This is a genomic window from Prosthecobacter sp. (genome assembly GCF_034366625.1).
Taxonomy (GTDB): domain Bacteria; phylum Verrucomicrobiota; class Verrucomicrobiia; order Verrucomicrobiales; family Verrucomicrobiaceae; genus Prosthecobacter.
Genome location: NZ_JAXMIH010000006.1, coordinates 254,276 through 269,336 on the forward strand (window position 1 = coordinate 254,276; position 15,061 = coordinate 269,336).

The window sequence follows — 15,061 nt, forward strand, 5'->3', positions numbered from 1 at the left end:
GTGTTTGCCGCGTTTAGTAGCGGTAGTGATCGGTCTTGTAAGGGCCTTCGACGGGCACGCCGATGTAGTCGGCCTGGTCCTGCGTCAGCTTGGTGAGCTTCACGCCGATCTTGGCGAGGTGGAGACGCGCGACTTCTTCGTCGAGCTTCTTCGGCAGCACGGTGACGCCGATTTTGCGCTTGCCTTTGGTGGCCCAGAGTTCGATTTGCGCGAGGGTCTGGTTGGTGAAGCTGTTGCTCATCACGAAGCTTGGGTGGCCGGTGGCGCAGCCGAGATTCACGAGGCGGCCTTCAGCGAGCATGAAGATGCTGTTGCCTTTCGGGAAGGTGTACTTGTCCACCTGCGGCTTGATGTTGAGACGCTTGACGCCTTTCATGGCGTTGAGCTTATCGACCTGAATCTCGTTGTCGAAGTGGCCGATGTTGCAGACGATGGCCTGGTCCTTCATCTTCTCCATGTGCTTCACGGTGATGATGTCCTTGTTGCCTGTGGTGGTGACGTAGATGTCGCCGGTGCCGAGGGTGTCTTCGATCGGCATGACGCGATGGCCTTCCATGGCGGCCTGCAAAGCACAGACAGGATCGATTTCAGTGACGATGACCTGAGCGCCCATGCCGCGAAGTGCAGCAGCGCAGCCTTTGCCCACGTCGCCATAACCACAAACAACGCCGACTTTGCCGGCAATCATGACGTCGGTGGCGCGCTTGATGCCGTCGAGCAACGATTCGCGGCAGCCATAGAGGTTGTCGAACTTGGACTTCGTGACGCTGTCGTTCACGTTGATGGCAGGGAAGAGCAGTTTGCCGGCCTTGGCCATTTCGTAGAGGCGATGCACTCCGGTGGTGGTCTCTTCGGAGACGCCTTTGAGATCCTTGACGATCTTGTGGAAGATGCCGGGCTGCTCTTTGGCGATCTTTTTGAGCAGGTCTTTGATGACCTTCACTTCGTGGTTGTCGGAAGGGGTTTTGACCCACTTGTCGCCGTTTTCCATCTCGTAGCCTTTGTGGATGAGCAGGGTCACGTCGCCACCGTCATCGACGATGAGCTGCGGACCTTTGTCGCCAGGGAAGATGATGGCCTTCCAGGTGCAGTCCCAATACTCTTCCAGCGTCTCGCCCTTCCACGCGAAAACCGGCGTGCCAGTGGCGGCGATGCCGGCAGCGGCATGATCCTGGGTGGAGAAAATATTGCAGGAGGCCCAGCGCACGTCGGCACCAAGTTCCTTCAGCGTCTCGATGAGCACGCCGGTCTGGATCGTCATGTGCAGCGAGCCGGTGATGCGGACGCCTTTGAGCGGCTTCTGCGGGCCGTATTTTTCGCGCGTCGCCATGAGGCCGGGCATTTCGCTCTCAGCGATGGTGAGTTCTTTGCGACCGAAGTCGGCGAGGGAGATGTCTTTGACGAGGTAGTCGGACATGGGGTGTCGTGTGGTTTCAGGTTTGGGGTGAAATGGAACAAATCAACGTATCAGGATGCGATGATATGTTCTAAAGATGCCGGGGTGTCAACCGGGGATTTGGCCGGTCTGGGAGGCCCTACGGGTCAAGGGCCGGGTGGCTCCCCCACTTGACCACGTCTTGACGGCGCAGCCCGCTTGACTGGCGGCAGCCTTGACCCACCTCGACTCCGCCCTTGACCTTCCCACCTCTTTCATGACTCAATCCGGCATGAACGACTCCATCGCTCCCGGCGCTCGCGAGTTTCACACCACGCGCTGGAGCCTGGTGCTGGCGGCGCAGCATGGGAAAGACGGCACGCAGGCGCGCAAGGCGATGTCGGCGCTGTGCCGGGACTACTGGTATCCACTTTACGCCTTTGTGCGGCGGCGCGGGCATGCGCCGCATGATGCGCAGGATCTGACACAGGCATTTTTCACCGATCTGCTGGAGCGCAATCCCACCATGGCCGATCCGTCGCGAGGAAAGTTCCGCTCGTACCTGCTCGGGGCGCTGAAGCACTTTCTAGCGAACGACTGGCATCGTGCGAACGCACAAAAGCGTGGCGGCGGGCAGCAGATGGTCGAGTGGGACGCGCTGGATGCGGAATCACGCTATGCTTTGGAACCTGCGGAGCAAACCGACGCCGATGCGCTTTATGACAAGCGCTGGGCCATGGAGCTGCTGGCGCGGGCGATGAGCCGGCTGCGCGCTGAGTTTCTGGCAAAGAAGGACGAAAGCACGTTCGATGCGCTCAAGGGCACGCTAAGCGGCGCGGAATCATCGCGCGAGGAACTCGCCAAAAAACTCGGCATGAGCGAGGGCGCACTCAAAGTGGCCGTGCACCGCCTGCGGCAACGCTACCGCGAGGTGCTGCGTGCCGAGATCGCCGAGACGGTCGATTCGCCCGCCGATGTCGAAGACGAGATGCGGCATCTGGTGGCGGTGCTGCGTGCTGGCTGATTTTTTCTGTAACCAGCCCTCAATTTTCTTTCAGGAAGGAGTGCCCACGATGAATCCCGACATGAACACCCCTGCCACCTGCCCCCAATGCAGCTCCACACTGCCCGCTGATGCCCCGGAGGGCCTCTGCCCTGCCTGCTTGATGCGTGGTGGCCTCGACACCGATGCGACGATCAAGATGACGCCTTCGCAAAAGCCGTCAGCCGCCGAGCCGATGCCCACACCGTTGCCGGAGGAGTTGGCGCCGTTGTTTCCGCAGCTCGAAATCCTCGAACTGCTTGGTCGCGGCGGCATGGGCACGGTTTACAAGGCACGGCAGATGAAACTGAACCGTTTCGTGGCGCTGAAGATCATCTCCGCCGAGGCGGGGGCTGATCCGCACTTCGCGGAGCGCTTTCAACGCGAGGCGCAGGCGCTCGCGAAGCTGAACCATCCGCACATCGTCAGCGTGTTCGACTTCGGCGAGACAGGCGGCCTGTTTTACTTCCTCATGGAGTATGTGGATGGCGCGAACCTCCGCACGCTCATCCGCAGCGGCGAAATGAAGCCAGAGGCCGCGCTCGCGCTCATCCCCGCGTTTTGCGACGCGCTGCAATACGCACATGACGAGGGCGTGGTGCATCGCGACATCAAGCCGGAGAACGTGCTCGTGGACAAGAAGGGCCGCGTCAAAATCGCCGACTTCGGTTTGGCAAAACTGCTCGGCCAGGACGCCAACGATCACACGCTGACACGCACCGGCATGTATCTCGGCACGCCGCGCTACATGGCCCCGGAGCAGGTGGACAGGCCGGACAGCGTCGATCATCGCGCGGACATCTACAGCCTCGGTGTCGTGTTTTACGAGATGCTCACCGGCGAGATTCCAATGGGCCGCTTCGCCCCGCCCTCGCAGAAGGTACAGGTGGACGTGCGCTTCGACGAGATCGTGCTCCACGCGCTGGAACGCGATGTCGCGCTGCGCTACCAGCACGCGAGCGAGATCAAGACGGATGTGGAGGGCGTGACGAGCACACCGAGACCACCTGCTGCGGCAGTTTCGTCCGCATCGCCTGCCATGGTTGCTCCCGCTCGTGTGGACGAGGCAGAACCGCCCGCCGCCATGCCGCTGCCAAGCTTCTTCTGGCTGCGTGCCTTTGCCCTGCTCATGCTCGGCTGGCTGGTCGTCGGCGCGCTGTGGAATTTCTGCACGCCGGGCTGCCTGCTCGGCGCGCTAGTGATGGGCATCATCGTGATCGAGCTGGCGCTCCGTCATGCCAGGCAAAAACCCGTCTGGGCGCAGACCTGGCGCGACGCCTCGGCGTGGGGTCGGGTCTATTTCGCGGGCAGCTTCATCGTGCTCGCCGTGCTGCCGTTCATGCTGACAATCAGCGCGATGGATGTGAAGTGGGAAACATCCTCCCTGCGCTGGAATCTCATGGCGCAGTCGAAAGAGGCGTTTGAAACGGCGCACAAGGGCAAGGAATACCAGCTCATCCGCGGACTCGATGCCTTCAAGGATGAGGTGCCCGCGACCGAACTCGTTCCAAGCGCCGTCACCTGGTTTGGCGGCTGGCAGATCTGGGGCGACAACGGGCCGCACCACAATCTTTTCGGCTGGCTCTCGATCATCGCCTCATTCTGCTCCGTCACGCTCATCCTGACCTTCATGATCCAGCAGGTACTGGGCGCGGAGAAGTTTTCCGTGTGGCGCATCGGCACCAGCGGCTGGCGGCCCGCGCTGGCGCTCACCTGCACCATGCTCGCCAGCGTGGTGTGCGCGTATGCCGCGCTGAACTTCTGCTACATCACCTCGAGCACCGGCGGCAAAGGCAAGTTCACCGCGACACCCGTCATGGTGGCGGCCACACCGCGCCAGGTGGAAATGGCGCTGCACAAATGGGCGGCGGAAAACGGCTACGCGCGTGGCGACGACAACCGCTGGAGCGTGGACACCGTGCCAAAAGGCCAGCGCGTCGCCGAAGTCGCGCTGTTCAATGCCTGGAAGGCCTCGCCCTTCGACCGCTGGCAGATGACTTGGTCCGGCCTGCGCCAGATCACACCGCATGTCACCGTGCAGACTGTGGGCACGGACAAACCGCTGCAAACCATGGCCACCTATTCTGGCAGCATGATGCAGTTCGATGCGCAGGAAACAGCGCTGTTCGAGGGCGTGATGAAGAGCCTGGCGGAAGCGATTTCCAACGCTACGGCAATGGACGTGAAGAAGCCGCTCGAAGAGCAGATCGTCCGCAAACCTGCCGGGACTCCCACAGCAAGCAATGTGTCGCCGTGGCTGCTGTTCTTCGGCGTGGTGGGCCTCGCGGTGTTGTGGAGCGTGCTCAGGCATGGACGCCAGGGAAAAGCAGCCGGTGCGGCACTGTCTTCCGAGCCGCGACTCAGCCGCTGCGCCTTGTGGGGCGCGATATTGGCACCGTTTGGCTTGCTGCTGCTTCCCGCATTTTTCACGACGCGCACCGTGTCCAGTTCGGACGCAAATGGCATGTCCCAGCAGCCGCAGATGACGTTCATGATCCTCTTGGGCGTGCTGTTCGTCATCAGTCTGGCAGCGCCCATCGGCACGACGATTCTCGGCGCGGTGTCGCTCGGCCACATCAAGCGCTCCGGCGGCAAGCTCTACGGCCTGCCGCTCGCCTTCGCGGATGTGGTGCTCTTTCCCATGCTGCTGCTGCACGGCGGGATGGCAGTGCTCCTCGGCCTGCTCATCGTCTCGATCGTGAAAATCGCGGGCGTGAATGCCGGGATTGGACTGCTTGAATTGGGCCTGCTGGCGATGCTGCCGCTGATCGCAGATTTTTTCATCGTGCGGGCGCTGTGGCGGAAGGTGGCGGGCAAGCCTGCATCAAATGGCGGTGACATCGGCTCCAAGCTGAATCTGGCCGCCGTCGGTTTGCTGCTCGCCGGCATCGTGAACGCGCTCGCGGGACTGGCTTGGATTGGCCTGAACGTCAACACGCTGGTGGCAGCGGCCAAGCAAGGCGCGCCAATGGCGGAGCCGGTGGTGATGCTGCTGCTGAGCCTGGGCAGCATCGCGGTAGTGTATTACACCATTGGCAGCGCGTTGTTCCTGATGCATCGCAAGGACGACGGCGACATCACCTTCCCGCTGATCATGGCCGCCCTCGTGCCACCGGGCTGCATCTTCGGCCTGCCTGCGGCCATTTACGCGTTGGTGCTGCTCAGCAAGCCGGAGGCGAAGGCGTTGTTTCCGCAGGCAAAGCCGGAGAGTGACACTTTGTAACCTGCCGTTCCGCATCCGTCAGTAAGCCCGTGAACAAGCCATCCATCATCTCATGAGCACACCCGATCCCACTCCTGCCTCCAACATTCCGTTCCAGCCGAAACGCTACCCCAAGTGGATGCCCGTCGCCGTGGTCGCCGCTTTCCTCATCGGCGTTTTTGCCATCAAGATGATCCTCCCGCCGCAGTGGCATGCACGGCTCGAACTGAAGAACACAGGCACAAAAGCCGTGACCATCGTCTTCAAGGAGCAAAGCACTGTCACGAAGCCCGGCGAGATCTGGAAGGGCGACTTCCGCGCCAGCGACACCATCAGCATCCATGCTGGCGAGAGCATTCACGCGCCATCGCACACCCTCACGATGCCCGCAAAGAATCCCAAGCCGTGGACACCGAGCCACTCGATCGTCCAGCACTGGACCGCCGACGTGAATGCCGACGATCCGCAGAACATCCGCATCGAGAACCGCCGCTACACCGAGGTGACGATGCCGCCCTCACCCTGGGAGCCGTGGCCATGATGAATGGGCTCCACCGACTCTGGCAATGGCTCAAGCAAGGCGAGCCAGGAACCATCAGCTCGTTTGGGCTGCTCATCCTTGGCATCGCTCTCGGAGCCGTGGCCATGATCGCGATGCTCGGCATCGCGCTGACGGCTAGAGCGTCGTCGAATGTGTTGCCTATGATCGCGTTCATCATCCTCGGCAGCCCGCTGATCTGGGGCTTCATCGTTGGAGCCATTCAGCCGCGTCAGGCGTTGCTGTGGAGCACCAGCATTTCGTTGCCCATGCTGGTCTGGGGATTGTTCTGCCTGCTGTTCGTTTTGTTTGAAGGCCCCGGCTTGCTGATCTGGTTGCTGGCGGCCTTCTTCATGGCGGCGCTTGCGGTCTTGGGCACCTTGTTCGCACGCCGCCTTCGTCGATGACATCTCATGAATGCACACCCCATGCCGCACTATCCGCAGTTCCCGCGCACCGCGATGTATCATCCCGACTGGATCACCGCCGGTGTCAGCGGCGGCGCGAATCCGCTGTGGCTCACGGAATGGCTGACGGAGGTGATGGAGTTGCGTCCCGGCATGCGCGTGCTCGATCTCGGCTGCGGTCGCGCCATGTCCTCGGTCTTTCTGCATCGCGAGTTCGGCGTTCAAGTCTGGGCCGCCGACCTGTGGTTCGATGTCTCGGAAAATCATGAGCGTATTCGTGACGCAGGCTGCGCGGACGGCGTGTTCCCGCTGCATGCGGACGCACGGGCGCTGCCCTTCGCGCGTGATTTTTTCGACGCCATCATCAGCATCGACTCCTTCCCTTACTATGGCACGGATGAGATGTATCTGCCGTATCTCGCGCGCTTGGTGAAGCCCGGCGGTGTCATCGCCATCGCCATCGCCGGAGCCGCCGTGGTGCAGGAATGGGATGCCGATGTGCCCGCGCATCTGCGTGACTGGTGGACGCCTGATCTCAGTTGCCTGCATTCGGCGGGATGGTGGAGAAAGCATTGGGAAAAGAGCGGCATTCTCACAGTGGAGCACTCCGACACGATGCCCAAAGGCTGGAAACTCTGGCGCGACTGGCTGCACGTCATCGCACCCGACAACACGAGCGAAATCGCCGCACTGGAGGCGGATCGCGGCAGCTACCTCGGCTATGTCCGTATCGTTGGACGACGCAGGGCGGATGTGGCGTTGCCTGATCCCGTGCTTTCCATTCCCCCGGCTTATGTGAAACAACCGCTACTTCAAGATCATGCCTGAACGTCGCGTCATCGTCTATGGCAACGCTGGCTCCGGCAAGACTACCATGGCGCGCAGCCTCGCTCTGCCGGTGCTGAGTCTTGATCACATCACCTGGGCCGCTTCCGGCGTCCGTTTGCCGATGGCCGAGAGTTTGGCGGCTTTAGAGGCATTCATGAGCGAACACTCGGAATGGGTGATCGAAGGCTGCTATGGCGACTTGATCGAACACGCGGCCAAACACGGCACCGAGCTGCGTTTTCTCAATCCAGGCGTCGAAACCTGCATCGCCAACGCCCGCAACCGGCCCTGGGAGCCGAGCTACTGTGAATCCGCCGAGGAACAGCAACGATTGCTGGACCCACTGATCGAGTTCATCCGCCTCTACGAGACCCGCGATGATGAATACGGCCTGGCACGACATCGCGCGATCTTCGCAGTTCACAACGGACCCAAACGTGAATACACCCGCCAGTAGCAGCAAGGCATGCCTCCCTGAAACTTTTTCTGTAACCTGCCCGCTGCCCTCTTTCAGGAACTCATGGAAACCTATCCATCTCATCCATGAACACTCCAAACCCATGCCCGAAATGCGGCGCCGCACTCCCCGCCGACGCGCCTGAGTCTCTCTGCCCGGCCTGCCTCATGTCCGGCGCGCTGGCGTCGAACTTTTGCTCTTTGAAAAGCAACTGGCCGGTCACATCTGGCTGCTGCTCGCTGGACTCGTGACGTCGATCGTCGTGCTGAACGCGGGTCGTCAGCGCAAGTCTGCGTGAAATCGCCGCCCATGACGTTATCACCTGACATGAAACTCCTCCGCCTGCTGCCCGCCCTCCTCCTCGCGCTCTCCCTTCACGCCGAAGACCTCCATCCCGCCGCGGATGCCGCCGGCTTTGTGCCGCTCTTCAACGGCAAGGATCTCTCAGGCTGGAAAACAACGGGCAACTGGCTGGTCGAGCCTGATGGCAGCGTCTCGCTGCATCCGCGTGAAGGCGAAAAAGGATGGCAGCGCTACGACGCCTACATCTCCACCGAGAAGCAGTATGCCGACTTCACCCTCGACCTCGAATTCAAGATCAATGCCAAGGGCAACAGCGGCGTCTTCATGCGCGTCGGTGATTTGAAGGATCACGTCAAAAGCGGCTTTGAAGTGCAGATCCTCGACACCTACGGCCTCGAAAAACCCGGCCACCACGACTGTGGTGGCATCGTGAAGGGCATCGGCCCGTCAAAGAACATGGTGAAGCCTGCGGGCGAGTGGAACCGCTACACCATCACCGTCAAAGGCCGCAGCGTGAAGGTCATCTTCAATGGCGAGCAAGTCATCGACGCCAGCCTCGACGGCATCAAGATGGCCGACCGCCCCAATCTCGGCCACATCGCCTTCCAGGACGAAGCGCTGCGCGTGTGGTACCGCAACGTGCGCATCAAGGAGCTGAAATAGCCGAGCTTCGCGCACGTTGCAGCGGGCATGAAAACTCTGCTTCTGCTCTTTTCGTGCCTTTCGTGTGTTTTGTGGGCCGCTGATCGTCCGAATGTCTTGTTCATCGCCAGCGACGACATGCGCCCGCAGCTCGGCTGCTATGGCGACACGACGGTGAAATCGCCGAATCTCGATGCGCTGGCGAAGCGCGGCATGGTTTTCCAACGCAGCTACGTGCAGCAGGCGCTTTGCTCGCCTTCACGCATCTCGATGCTTAGCGGGCGTTATCCCGCCACCACCGGCATCTTTGAAATTGGCCGCACGTTGCGCACCACCATGCCGGACATCACCACGATGCCGCAACACTTCAAAAACAACGGCTACCACACCCGCAGTCTCGGCAAAATCTACCATGTCGGCATTGATGACGACGCCTCGTGGACTATCCCCGCGTGGCACAGCAAAAAACCGCGCACCAGCGCAGCTACCCAGCAGGCTGTCGCCAAATATTTTGCCGATGCCAAAGCCAGTGGCACCACTCTGCCGCAAAAAGGCAAGGGCAGCCGCACCTCCGCCGTGCCCGCCTTTGAAGCCGTCGATTGTGGCGACGACGACCTCATGGACGGTGATTGCGCGACGAACGCCATCGCCCAGCTCCGCGATCACGCGAAGACTCCCGACAAGCCCTTCTTCCTCGCCGTCGGCTTTGCCAATCCACATGTGCCGTGGATCAGCCCGAAGAAATACTGGGATCTCTACGACCGCGCGAAGCTCCCGCTCGCCTCCAACGAGTTTCTGCCCAAAAGCGCTCCCGCCTTTGCCGCCACCTCCGGTCAGGACTTCCGCTGGTATGCCAATGTGCCGCAGGGCGACCTGACCGAGCCGTTCAAACGCGAGTGCCTGCACGGCTACCTCGCCGTCATCAGCTATGTCGATGCCCAGGTCGGCCGTCTGCTCGCCGCGCTCGATGAAACCGGCCTCGCCAAGAACACCATCGTCGTCTTCTGGAGCGATCACGGCTACTACATGGGCGAGCACACCTGGTGGGGCGCGAAGCACAACAATTACGAAGGAGCCACGCGCAACTGCCTCATCGTCTCCCAGCCCGGCATGAAACACGCCGGTGAAAAGACCGAAGCGCTCGCCCAGTCCGTCGATCTCGCCCCCACGCTCACCGACTTGTGCGGCCTGCCCGCGCACACCGCCTTTCAGGGCCGCAGCTTGAAGCCCGTGCTCGAAGATCCCGCCGCCACGGTGAATGACGCCGCCTTCAGTTGGTATCCCAAAGAAGGCTGGCTCGGCACCGCCATGCGCACCGACAAATGGCGCTTCGTCGAATGGACCAAACCAGGTCAGCAGTCCGTCCGCGAACTCTACAACCAGGTCAACGACCCCCAAAACAATCTCAACGTCGCCGACAAACCCGAGCACGCCCAGGTCCTCGAATCGCTGAGCAAGCGGCTGAGAGAGAAGTTCCCCGTGCAGGAGTTCAAGGAGCCACCAGCAGCGGGGAAGAAGAAAGGGAAAAAGAACCGGCCATGAAACACCAACTCCTCATTCTCCTTCTCTTTTCGTGTGTTTCGTGGGCCGCTGACACACGCCCGAACATCCTCTGGTTCGTCGTGGATGACATGTCGGCGAACTTTTCCTGCTATGGGGAGAAAACGATCCAGACGCCGCATGTGGACCGCCTGGCGCGCGAGGGCACGAAGTTCGCGAATGCCTTTGTCACCGCGCCGGTGTGCTCGCCGTGCCGCTCAGCGCTGATCACGGGCATGTATCAGACCAGCATCGGCGCGCATCATCATCGCAGTGGGCGCGGCGTGGAGAAAATCACGCTGCCGGCGGGCGTGGTACCGGTGCCGCAGTTGTTGCAGCAGGCGGGCTATTACACCTGCATCGGCAGCGGTCTGCCCGGCGTGAAGGGGAAGAAGGGCAAAGGCGGCGGCGGTCTTGGCAAGACCGATTACAACTTTGAATATGACGCCAGCATGTATGCCAGCGCCGACTGGGCAGGACGCAAGGACGGCCAGCCGTTTTTCATGCAGGTGCAGCTCAGCGGCGGCAAGCAGCGCGGCGGCACGGATAAAAAAGCGCAGGAGCTCTCCCAGCGTGCCGCGAATGAGTTCGGCGCGGCGGTTCAGCCGGAGGCGGTGACACTGCCGCCTTACTACCCGCGTGATCCGGTGCTGCTGCGCGATTGGGCGGCGTATCTCGATGCGGTGCGCTTCACCGACCAGCATGTCGGTGCCGTCCTCGCACGGCTGGAGGCGGAGGGCATCCTCGACAGCACGCTCATCATTTTCATCACCGACCACGGCATCAGTCATGCGCGCGGCAAACAGTTCCTCTACAACGAGGGCACGCACATTCCTTTCGTCGTGCGCGGCCCAGGCATCGCCAAAGGAGCCGTACGTGACGATCTCGTCATGCAGATCGACCTCGGCGCGATCTCACTGGCCGCCGCTGGTCTGCCGCTTCCTCAGGCCATGCAGGGCCGCGATGTGTTCTCCAAGGACTACACGAAACGCGATGCCATCTTCGCCGCACGGGATCGCTGCGATGAAACCATCGAGCGCATCCGCAGCGTGCGCACCGACCGCTTCCTCTACATCCGTAATTTTCATCCCCAGCGCCCGCATCTGCAGCCCAACGCCTACAAGGACGGCAAAAGCATCGTGCAGACCCTGCGTGCATTGCATGCGAGCGGCGAACTCGATCCGCTGGGCGAGAAGCTGCTCTTCAGCCCCACCCGCTCCGCCGAGGAACTCTACGAATGGACCACCGACCGCTGGCAGCTCACCGATCTCGCCACCGATCCCGCCCACTCGGCCACCCTGGCGTCTTTGCGCACGCGCCTCGATCAATGGATGGTCGAAACCAAAGATCACGGCCCTGAAACCGCCTCAAGATACGACAGCGACATGGCCGAGTACCTCGGTCGAGGCAATCCGGCCGTGGAGAAGAACATCGCCCAAATGAAACAGTGGGCGGCGGAAGGAAAGTGAACATCCCCAGCCACCCAATTTGAAACTCATCTCGCTCCGCCTCTTTTCGTGCCTTGCGAGTACTTCACTGCCGCAGTGACAGCACCATCTCACGCGCCCGCACGAGGAAATCGGGTTTCGTTTCACCTTGTTCGAGTTTGATGGGGGTGCCAAACGTGACGCTGCCGAGCACGGGTACGGGCAGTATTTCGCCTTTGGGAAGGATGCGGTTGAGGTTTTCCATCCAGACGGGGACGAGTTGCACGTCGGGCCGTTTTTTGGCGAGGTGGAAGAGCCCCGGCTTGAAGGGCTGCGGCTCGGGACTGGTCTGGCGGCCGCCTTCGGGGAAAAGGATGAGCGAGTGACGTTCGCCAAGGGCGTTGATCATGTCATCAAGCGGATTGCACTCGGGCGTGGGCTTTTTGCGCTCGATGAGCACGGCGTTGAAGACGTGGCAGGCGAGATACGGGCGCAGGCGGCCGACAGACCAGTAGTCCTTGGCACCGACCATGCGCGTGACGACACGCACCTGTGGTGGCAGCGAGGCCCAGAGCACGGGACCGTCGAGATTGCTGGTGTGATTGGCAAAATAGACGCGCTGCACCGGCTCCGGCGCGCAGCCCTGCCAGCGGGCGACGGAACCTGAAAATACTCGAAGCGATCCGGCGATGAGACTGCGAATCATGTGCAGATCATGCGCGATGAAGATCAAGTTGTCACGCCTCTTGCTGACTCGTAAAGCATCGCATGTCGAATTCTTCGCCAACGCCACCTGATTCATCCACCTGGATGGAAGCAGTGGCGGATTTTTTGCTGGAGGAACCGGCGGTGGAGGCGATCCGGCTGAATCCAGAGTCGAAGCGTGTCGAAATGGCGACGCTGGGCCGGGTGGATGGCGAACTGCTGCAAGCGAAGCTCACCGAGGTGCTGCGCGCGGTGGATGCGCGGTGGTTGCAGAAGACGGAGGCGGTTCCGGTGCATTCGGCCATGCTGGAGGTGCAGCAAAAAGATGGCGCGCTCGTTTTAGAAAAACCTTCCTGTCCCACAGCGCCGAAGTTCTGGAAATGGCGTGATTTCGCCTGGCCGGAGCCGGATGAGATGGAGCAGGAGAGCGATGACGAATGGCGCATGCTGGCCTGGCAGGCGGCGATTTGCGGCGTGTCGCTGCTGGCGGGTTATTTGGCCGAACGCTTTTCCTCGGGACCGGCGTGGGTGCCGCAGAGCTTGTTCGCGATTGCGCTGGTCTCCGGCGGCTGGGACGCGGCGAAGGATGCGTGGGAGAATCTGCTCGAACGTCGTCTTGATGTGCATTTCCTGATGCTGGCCGTCGCTTTGGGTGCGGTGGCGATCGGGGCGTGGGAGGAAGGGGCGCTGCTGCTGTTCCTTTTCTCGACTTCAGGGGCGCTGGAGCATTTTGTGATGTATCGCACCCATCGGGAGATCAATGCGCTGACCAAATCGGCGCCCAAGATGGCGCATGTGCTGCTGCCGGATGGCACGACGGAAGATCGCGGCGTGCAGGGCCTGCGCGTGGGCGATGTGATCGTGGTGAAACCAGATGAGCTGTTCGCAGTGGATGGCACGGTAATTTCAGGCTCGACGGCGGCGGATGAATCGACGCTGACAGGCGAAGCGGTGCCGATCACGAAGGAAACGGGCGCTTCGATCTACGGCGGCACGTTGAACCAGTGGGGCATGGTGCAGGTGCGGGTGGACCGCCCGGCGACGCAGAGTGCGCTGGCGAAGATCATCACGCTGATCCAAACAGCCCAGCATCTCCGCGCCCCCTCGCAACGCTTCACGGATCGTTTTGGCACGCGCTACACGATTTTGACGCTCAGTATCGTGGCGCTGATGTTTTTTGTATGGTGGCTCGGTTTTGGCATCCCGCCGTTTGAGAACACGGTGGTGTCGAAGTCGTCGTTTTATCGGGCGATGACGTTGCTGGTCGTCATGAGCCCGTGCGCACTGGTGTTGTCGATTCCCTCGGCGATTCTGGCCGCGATTGCGTGGGGGGCGCGGCGTGGCGTGTTGTTCCGCGGTGGTGCGGCAATTGAAAAACTGGCGGAAGTCGATGTCATCGCGATGGACAAGACTGGGACGCTCACCGAGGGCGAATTGAAGGTCGCGAAAATCGAAAGCTTCCCTGCTGGCCGCGAAAACGACGTTTTGCGCATCGCGGTGAGTTTGGAGGCGAACTCGAATCATCCCATCGCACGGGCGATCACGCGACACGGGCAGGCGCAGGGCATCGCGGCGGAAAAACTGGCCGAATTTCAGTCTATCGCCGGTCAGGGCCTGCGTGGACGCACGGCGGGCGGCCTGAGCTACGTGGGACGGCGTGAACTCGTCAAAGACAGCGCGCTGGGCGAGGTGCTGGCGCAGGTTCCCGATGCGCCGCTGGGTTTCAGCGAGGTGTGGGTGCTGCATGAGCAGATCGTGGGTCGTGTGCTGCTCAAAGACGAGATTCGGGCCGGCAGCCGCGCTGTTTTGGAACAACTGGCCGCCGAGGGCGTGCGCACGATCATGCTGACGGGTGACCGACGGGCGGCGGCCATCGAAGTGGGCGAAAAACTCGGCATCGCCGAGGTCCGTGCCGGTTTGCACCCGGAGGACAAAGTGGCCGTGATCCGCGAACTGACCCAGGCAGGCCGCAAAGTAGCCATGGTCGGCGATGGCGTGAACGACGCGCCGAGCCTGGCCGCCGCCTACGTCTCCGTGGCGATGGGGGCGCGGGGCAGCGACGCGGCGCTGGAGCAGAGCGATGTGGTTTTGATGCAGGACAAGATCGAGAAACTGCTCTCCGCAAGACGCATCAGCCAGCGGGCGCGGCGCATCATTCAACAGAACCTGATCATCTCCCTCGGCAGCGTGATCGTGATGGCCGTGGCGTCGCTGTTCGGCATCGTGCCGCTGACACTGGGCGTGCTAACCCATGAAGGCAGCACGGTGGTGGTGTGTTTGAACAGCCTGCGGCTGCTGTTTGAGAAAGAATGAGGCGGCGCTCATTTCTCATCGGCAAAACTCCGTGCTGGACGATTCCCGCCTTTTCTTCATAGAGTGATTAAATTCCCGGCATGCGCATCCTCTCCAAAGTCCTCTGGACCCTCGCTTTCCTCGTCGCCACCTTTCTCTGGATGGTGCTCTTTGAGCACGGATTCAGCATGAAAGGGCTGACCGAGGGGACGGGTGCGGAGTTGCGTGCGCTTGCCTCTTGGTTTGGCGGCGGGAAAAAATAGCCGTCGCCCCCACCTCATTCAACCCGTCAAGACCACCCCAG

Annotated in this window: 13 protein-coding genes; 11 read left to right on the top strand and 2 right to left on the bottom strand. The window is 61.5% G+C overall.

Going from position 1 to position 15,061, the window contains the following annotated elements:
• Positions 1–13: 13 nt before the first annotated feature.
• Positions 14–1,417, bottom strand: coding sequence for an adenosylhomocysteinase (gene ahcY / locus U1A53_RS03965; RefSeq protein WP_322279131.1), 1,404 nt, complete (start codon positions 1,415–1,417; stop codon positions 14–16).
• A gap of 250 nt (positions 1,418–1,667) precedes the next feature.
• On the opposite strand from ahcY, the gene U1A53_RS03970 reads away from it, so the two are divergent.
• From U1A53_RS03970 to U1A53_RS04010, 9 genes are all read left to right on the top strand, one after another.
• Entirely contained in the window at positions 1,668–2,399 is a 732-nt protein-coding gene (locus U1A53_RS03970) for a hypothetical protein (RefSeq protein WP_322279132.1), read from the top strand.
• A gap of 61 nt (positions 2,400–2,460) precedes the next feature.
• The gene (locus U1A53_RS03975) at positions 2,461–5,640 is read left to right on the top strand and encodes a serine/threonine-protein kinase (RefSeq protein WP_322279133.1); all 3,180 of its coding nucleotides are present in this window, start codon (positions 2,461–2,463) and stop codon (positions 5,638–5,640) included.
• Between the two features lie 52 nt (positions 5,641–5,692).
• Positions 5,693–6,160 carry a hypothetical protein gene (locus U1A53_RS03980; RefSeq protein ID WP_322279134.1) on the top strand — a complete coding sequence of 156 codons (468 nt, stop codon included), beginning with the start codon at positions 5,693–5,695 and terminating at the stop codon, positions 6,158–6,160.
• Entirely contained in the window at positions 6,157–6,564 is a 408-nt protein-coding gene (locus tag U1A53_RS03985) for a hypothetical protein (protein ID WP_322279135.1), read from the top strand. Before U1A53_RS03980 ends, U1A53_RS03985 begins: the two co-directional genes overlap by 4 nt.
• A 6-nt stretch (positions 6,565–6,570) precedes the next feature.
• The gene (locus U1A53_RS03990; RefSeq protein ID WP_322279136.1) at positions 6,571–7,392 is read left to right on the top strand and encodes a class I SAM-dependent methyltransferase; all 822 of its coding nucleotides are present in this window, start codon (positions 6,571–6,573) and stop codon (positions 7,390–7,392) included.
• Positions 7,385–7,849 (top strand): hypothetical protein, encoded by a 465-nt coding sequence (locus U1A53_RS03995; RefSeq protein ID WP_322279137.1) that lies wholly within the window; start codon positions 7,385–7,387, stop codon positions 7,847–7,849. Before U1A53_RS03990 ends, U1A53_RS03995 begins: the two co-directional genes overlap by 8 nt.
• 327 nt (positions 7,850–8,176) lie before the next feature.
• Positions 8,177–8,815, top strand: a complete 639-nt coding sequence (locus tag U1A53_RS04000) for a DUF1080 domain-containing protein (RefSeq protein ID WP_322279138.1) — start codon at positions 8,177–8,179, stop codon at positions 8,813–8,815.
• Positions 8,816–8,842: 27 nt separating this feature from the next.
• Positions 8,843–10,336 (top strand): sulfatase, encoded by a 1,494-nt coding sequence (locus U1A53_RS04005; RefSeq protein ID WP_322279140.1) that lies wholly within the window; start codon positions 8,843–8,845, stop codon positions 10,334–10,336.
• Positions 10,333–11,802, top strand: a complete 1,470-nt coding sequence (locus U1A53_RS04010; RefSeq protein ID WP_322279142.1) for a sulfatase — start codon at positions 10,333–10,335, stop codon at positions 11,800–11,802. The genes U1A53_RS04005 and U1A53_RS04010 overlap by 4 nt, the downstream gene beginning before the upstream one ends.
• A gap of 64 nt (positions 11,803–11,866) precedes the next feature.
• Here the strand turns inward: U1A53_RS04010 and U1A53_RS04015 are convergent, their stop codons facing one another.
• Positions 11,867–12,466, bottom strand: a complete 600-nt coding sequence (locus U1A53_RS04015) for a lysophospholipid acyltransferase family protein (RefSeq protein WP_322279143.1) — start codon at positions 12,464–12,466, stop codon at positions 11,867–11,869.
• Positions 12,467–12,528: 62 nt separating this feature from the next.
• On the opposite strand from U1A53_RS04015, the gene U1A53_RS04020 reads away from it, so the two are divergent.
• Together U1A53_RS04020 and U1A53_RS04025 are read left to right on the top strand one after the other, a co-directional pair.
• Positions 12,529–14,778 carry a heavy metal translocating P-type ATPase gene (locus U1A53_RS04020; RefSeq protein WP_322279144.1) on the top strand — a complete coding sequence of 750 codons (2,250 nt, stop codon included), beginning with the start codon at positions 12,529–12,531 and terminating at the stop codon, positions 14,776–14,778.
• Between the two features lie 80 nt (positions 14,779–14,858).
• Positions 14,859–15,020 carry a hypothetical protein gene (locus U1A53_RS04025; protein ID WP_322279146.1) on the top strand — a complete coding sequence of 54 codons (162 nt, stop codon included), beginning with the start codon at positions 14,859–14,861 and terminating at the stop codon, positions 15,018–15,020.
• Positions 15,021–15,061 lie beyond the last annotated feature (41 nt).

Coding starts and splice junctions, on each gene's coding strand:
- U1A53_RS04025 (WP_322279146.1), top strand. CDS start 14,859: ATGCGCATCCTCTCCAAAGTCCTCTGGACCCTCGCTTTCCTCGTCGCC.
- U1A53_RS04015 (WP_322279143.1), bottom strand. CDS start 12,466: ATGATTCGCAGTCTCATCGCCGGATCGCTTCGAGTATTTTCAGGTTCC.
- U1A53_RS03970 (WP_322279132.1), top strand. CDS start 1,668: ATGAACGACTCCATCGCTCCCGGCGCTCGCGAGTTTCACACCACGCGC.
- U1A53_RS03980 (WP_322279134.1), top strand. CDS start 5,693: ATGAGCACACCCGATCCCACTCCTGCCTCCAACATTCCGTTCCAGCCG.
- U1A53_RS04010 (WP_322279142.1), top strand. CDS start 10,333: ATGAAACACCAACTCCTCATTCTCCTTCTCTTTTCGTGTGTTTCGTGG.
- U1A53_RS04020 (WP_322279144.1), top strand. CDS start 12,529: ATGTCGAATTCTTCGCCAACGCCACCTGATTCATCCACCTGGATGGAA.
- U1A53_RS03985 (WP_322279135.1), top strand. CDS start 6,157: ATGATGAATGGGCTCCACCGACTCTGGCAATGGCTCAAGCAAGGCGAG.
- ahcY (WP_322279131.1), bottom strand. CDS start 1,417: ATGTCCGACTACCTCGTCAAAGACATCTCCCTCGCCGACTTCGGTCGC.
- U1A53_RS04000 (WP_322279138.1), top strand. CDS start 8,177: ATGAAACTCCTCCGCCTGCTGCCCGCCCTCCTCCTCGCGCTCTCCCTT.
- U1A53_RS03990 (WP_322279136.1), top strand. CDS start 6,571: ATGAATGCACACCCCATGCCGCACTATCCGCAGTTCCCGCGCACCGCG.
- U1A53_RS04005 (WP_322279140.1), top strand. CDS start 8,843: ATGAAAACTCTGCTTCTGCTCTTTTCGTGCCTTTCGTGTGTTTTGTGG.
- U1A53_RS03975 (WP_322279133.1), top strand. CDS start 2,461: ATGAACACCCCTGCCACCTGCCCCCAATGCAGCTCCACACTGCCCGCT.
- U1A53_RS03995 (WP_322279137.1), top strand. CDS start 7,385: ATGCCTGAACGTCGCGTCATCGTCTATGGCAACGCTGGCTCCGGCAAG.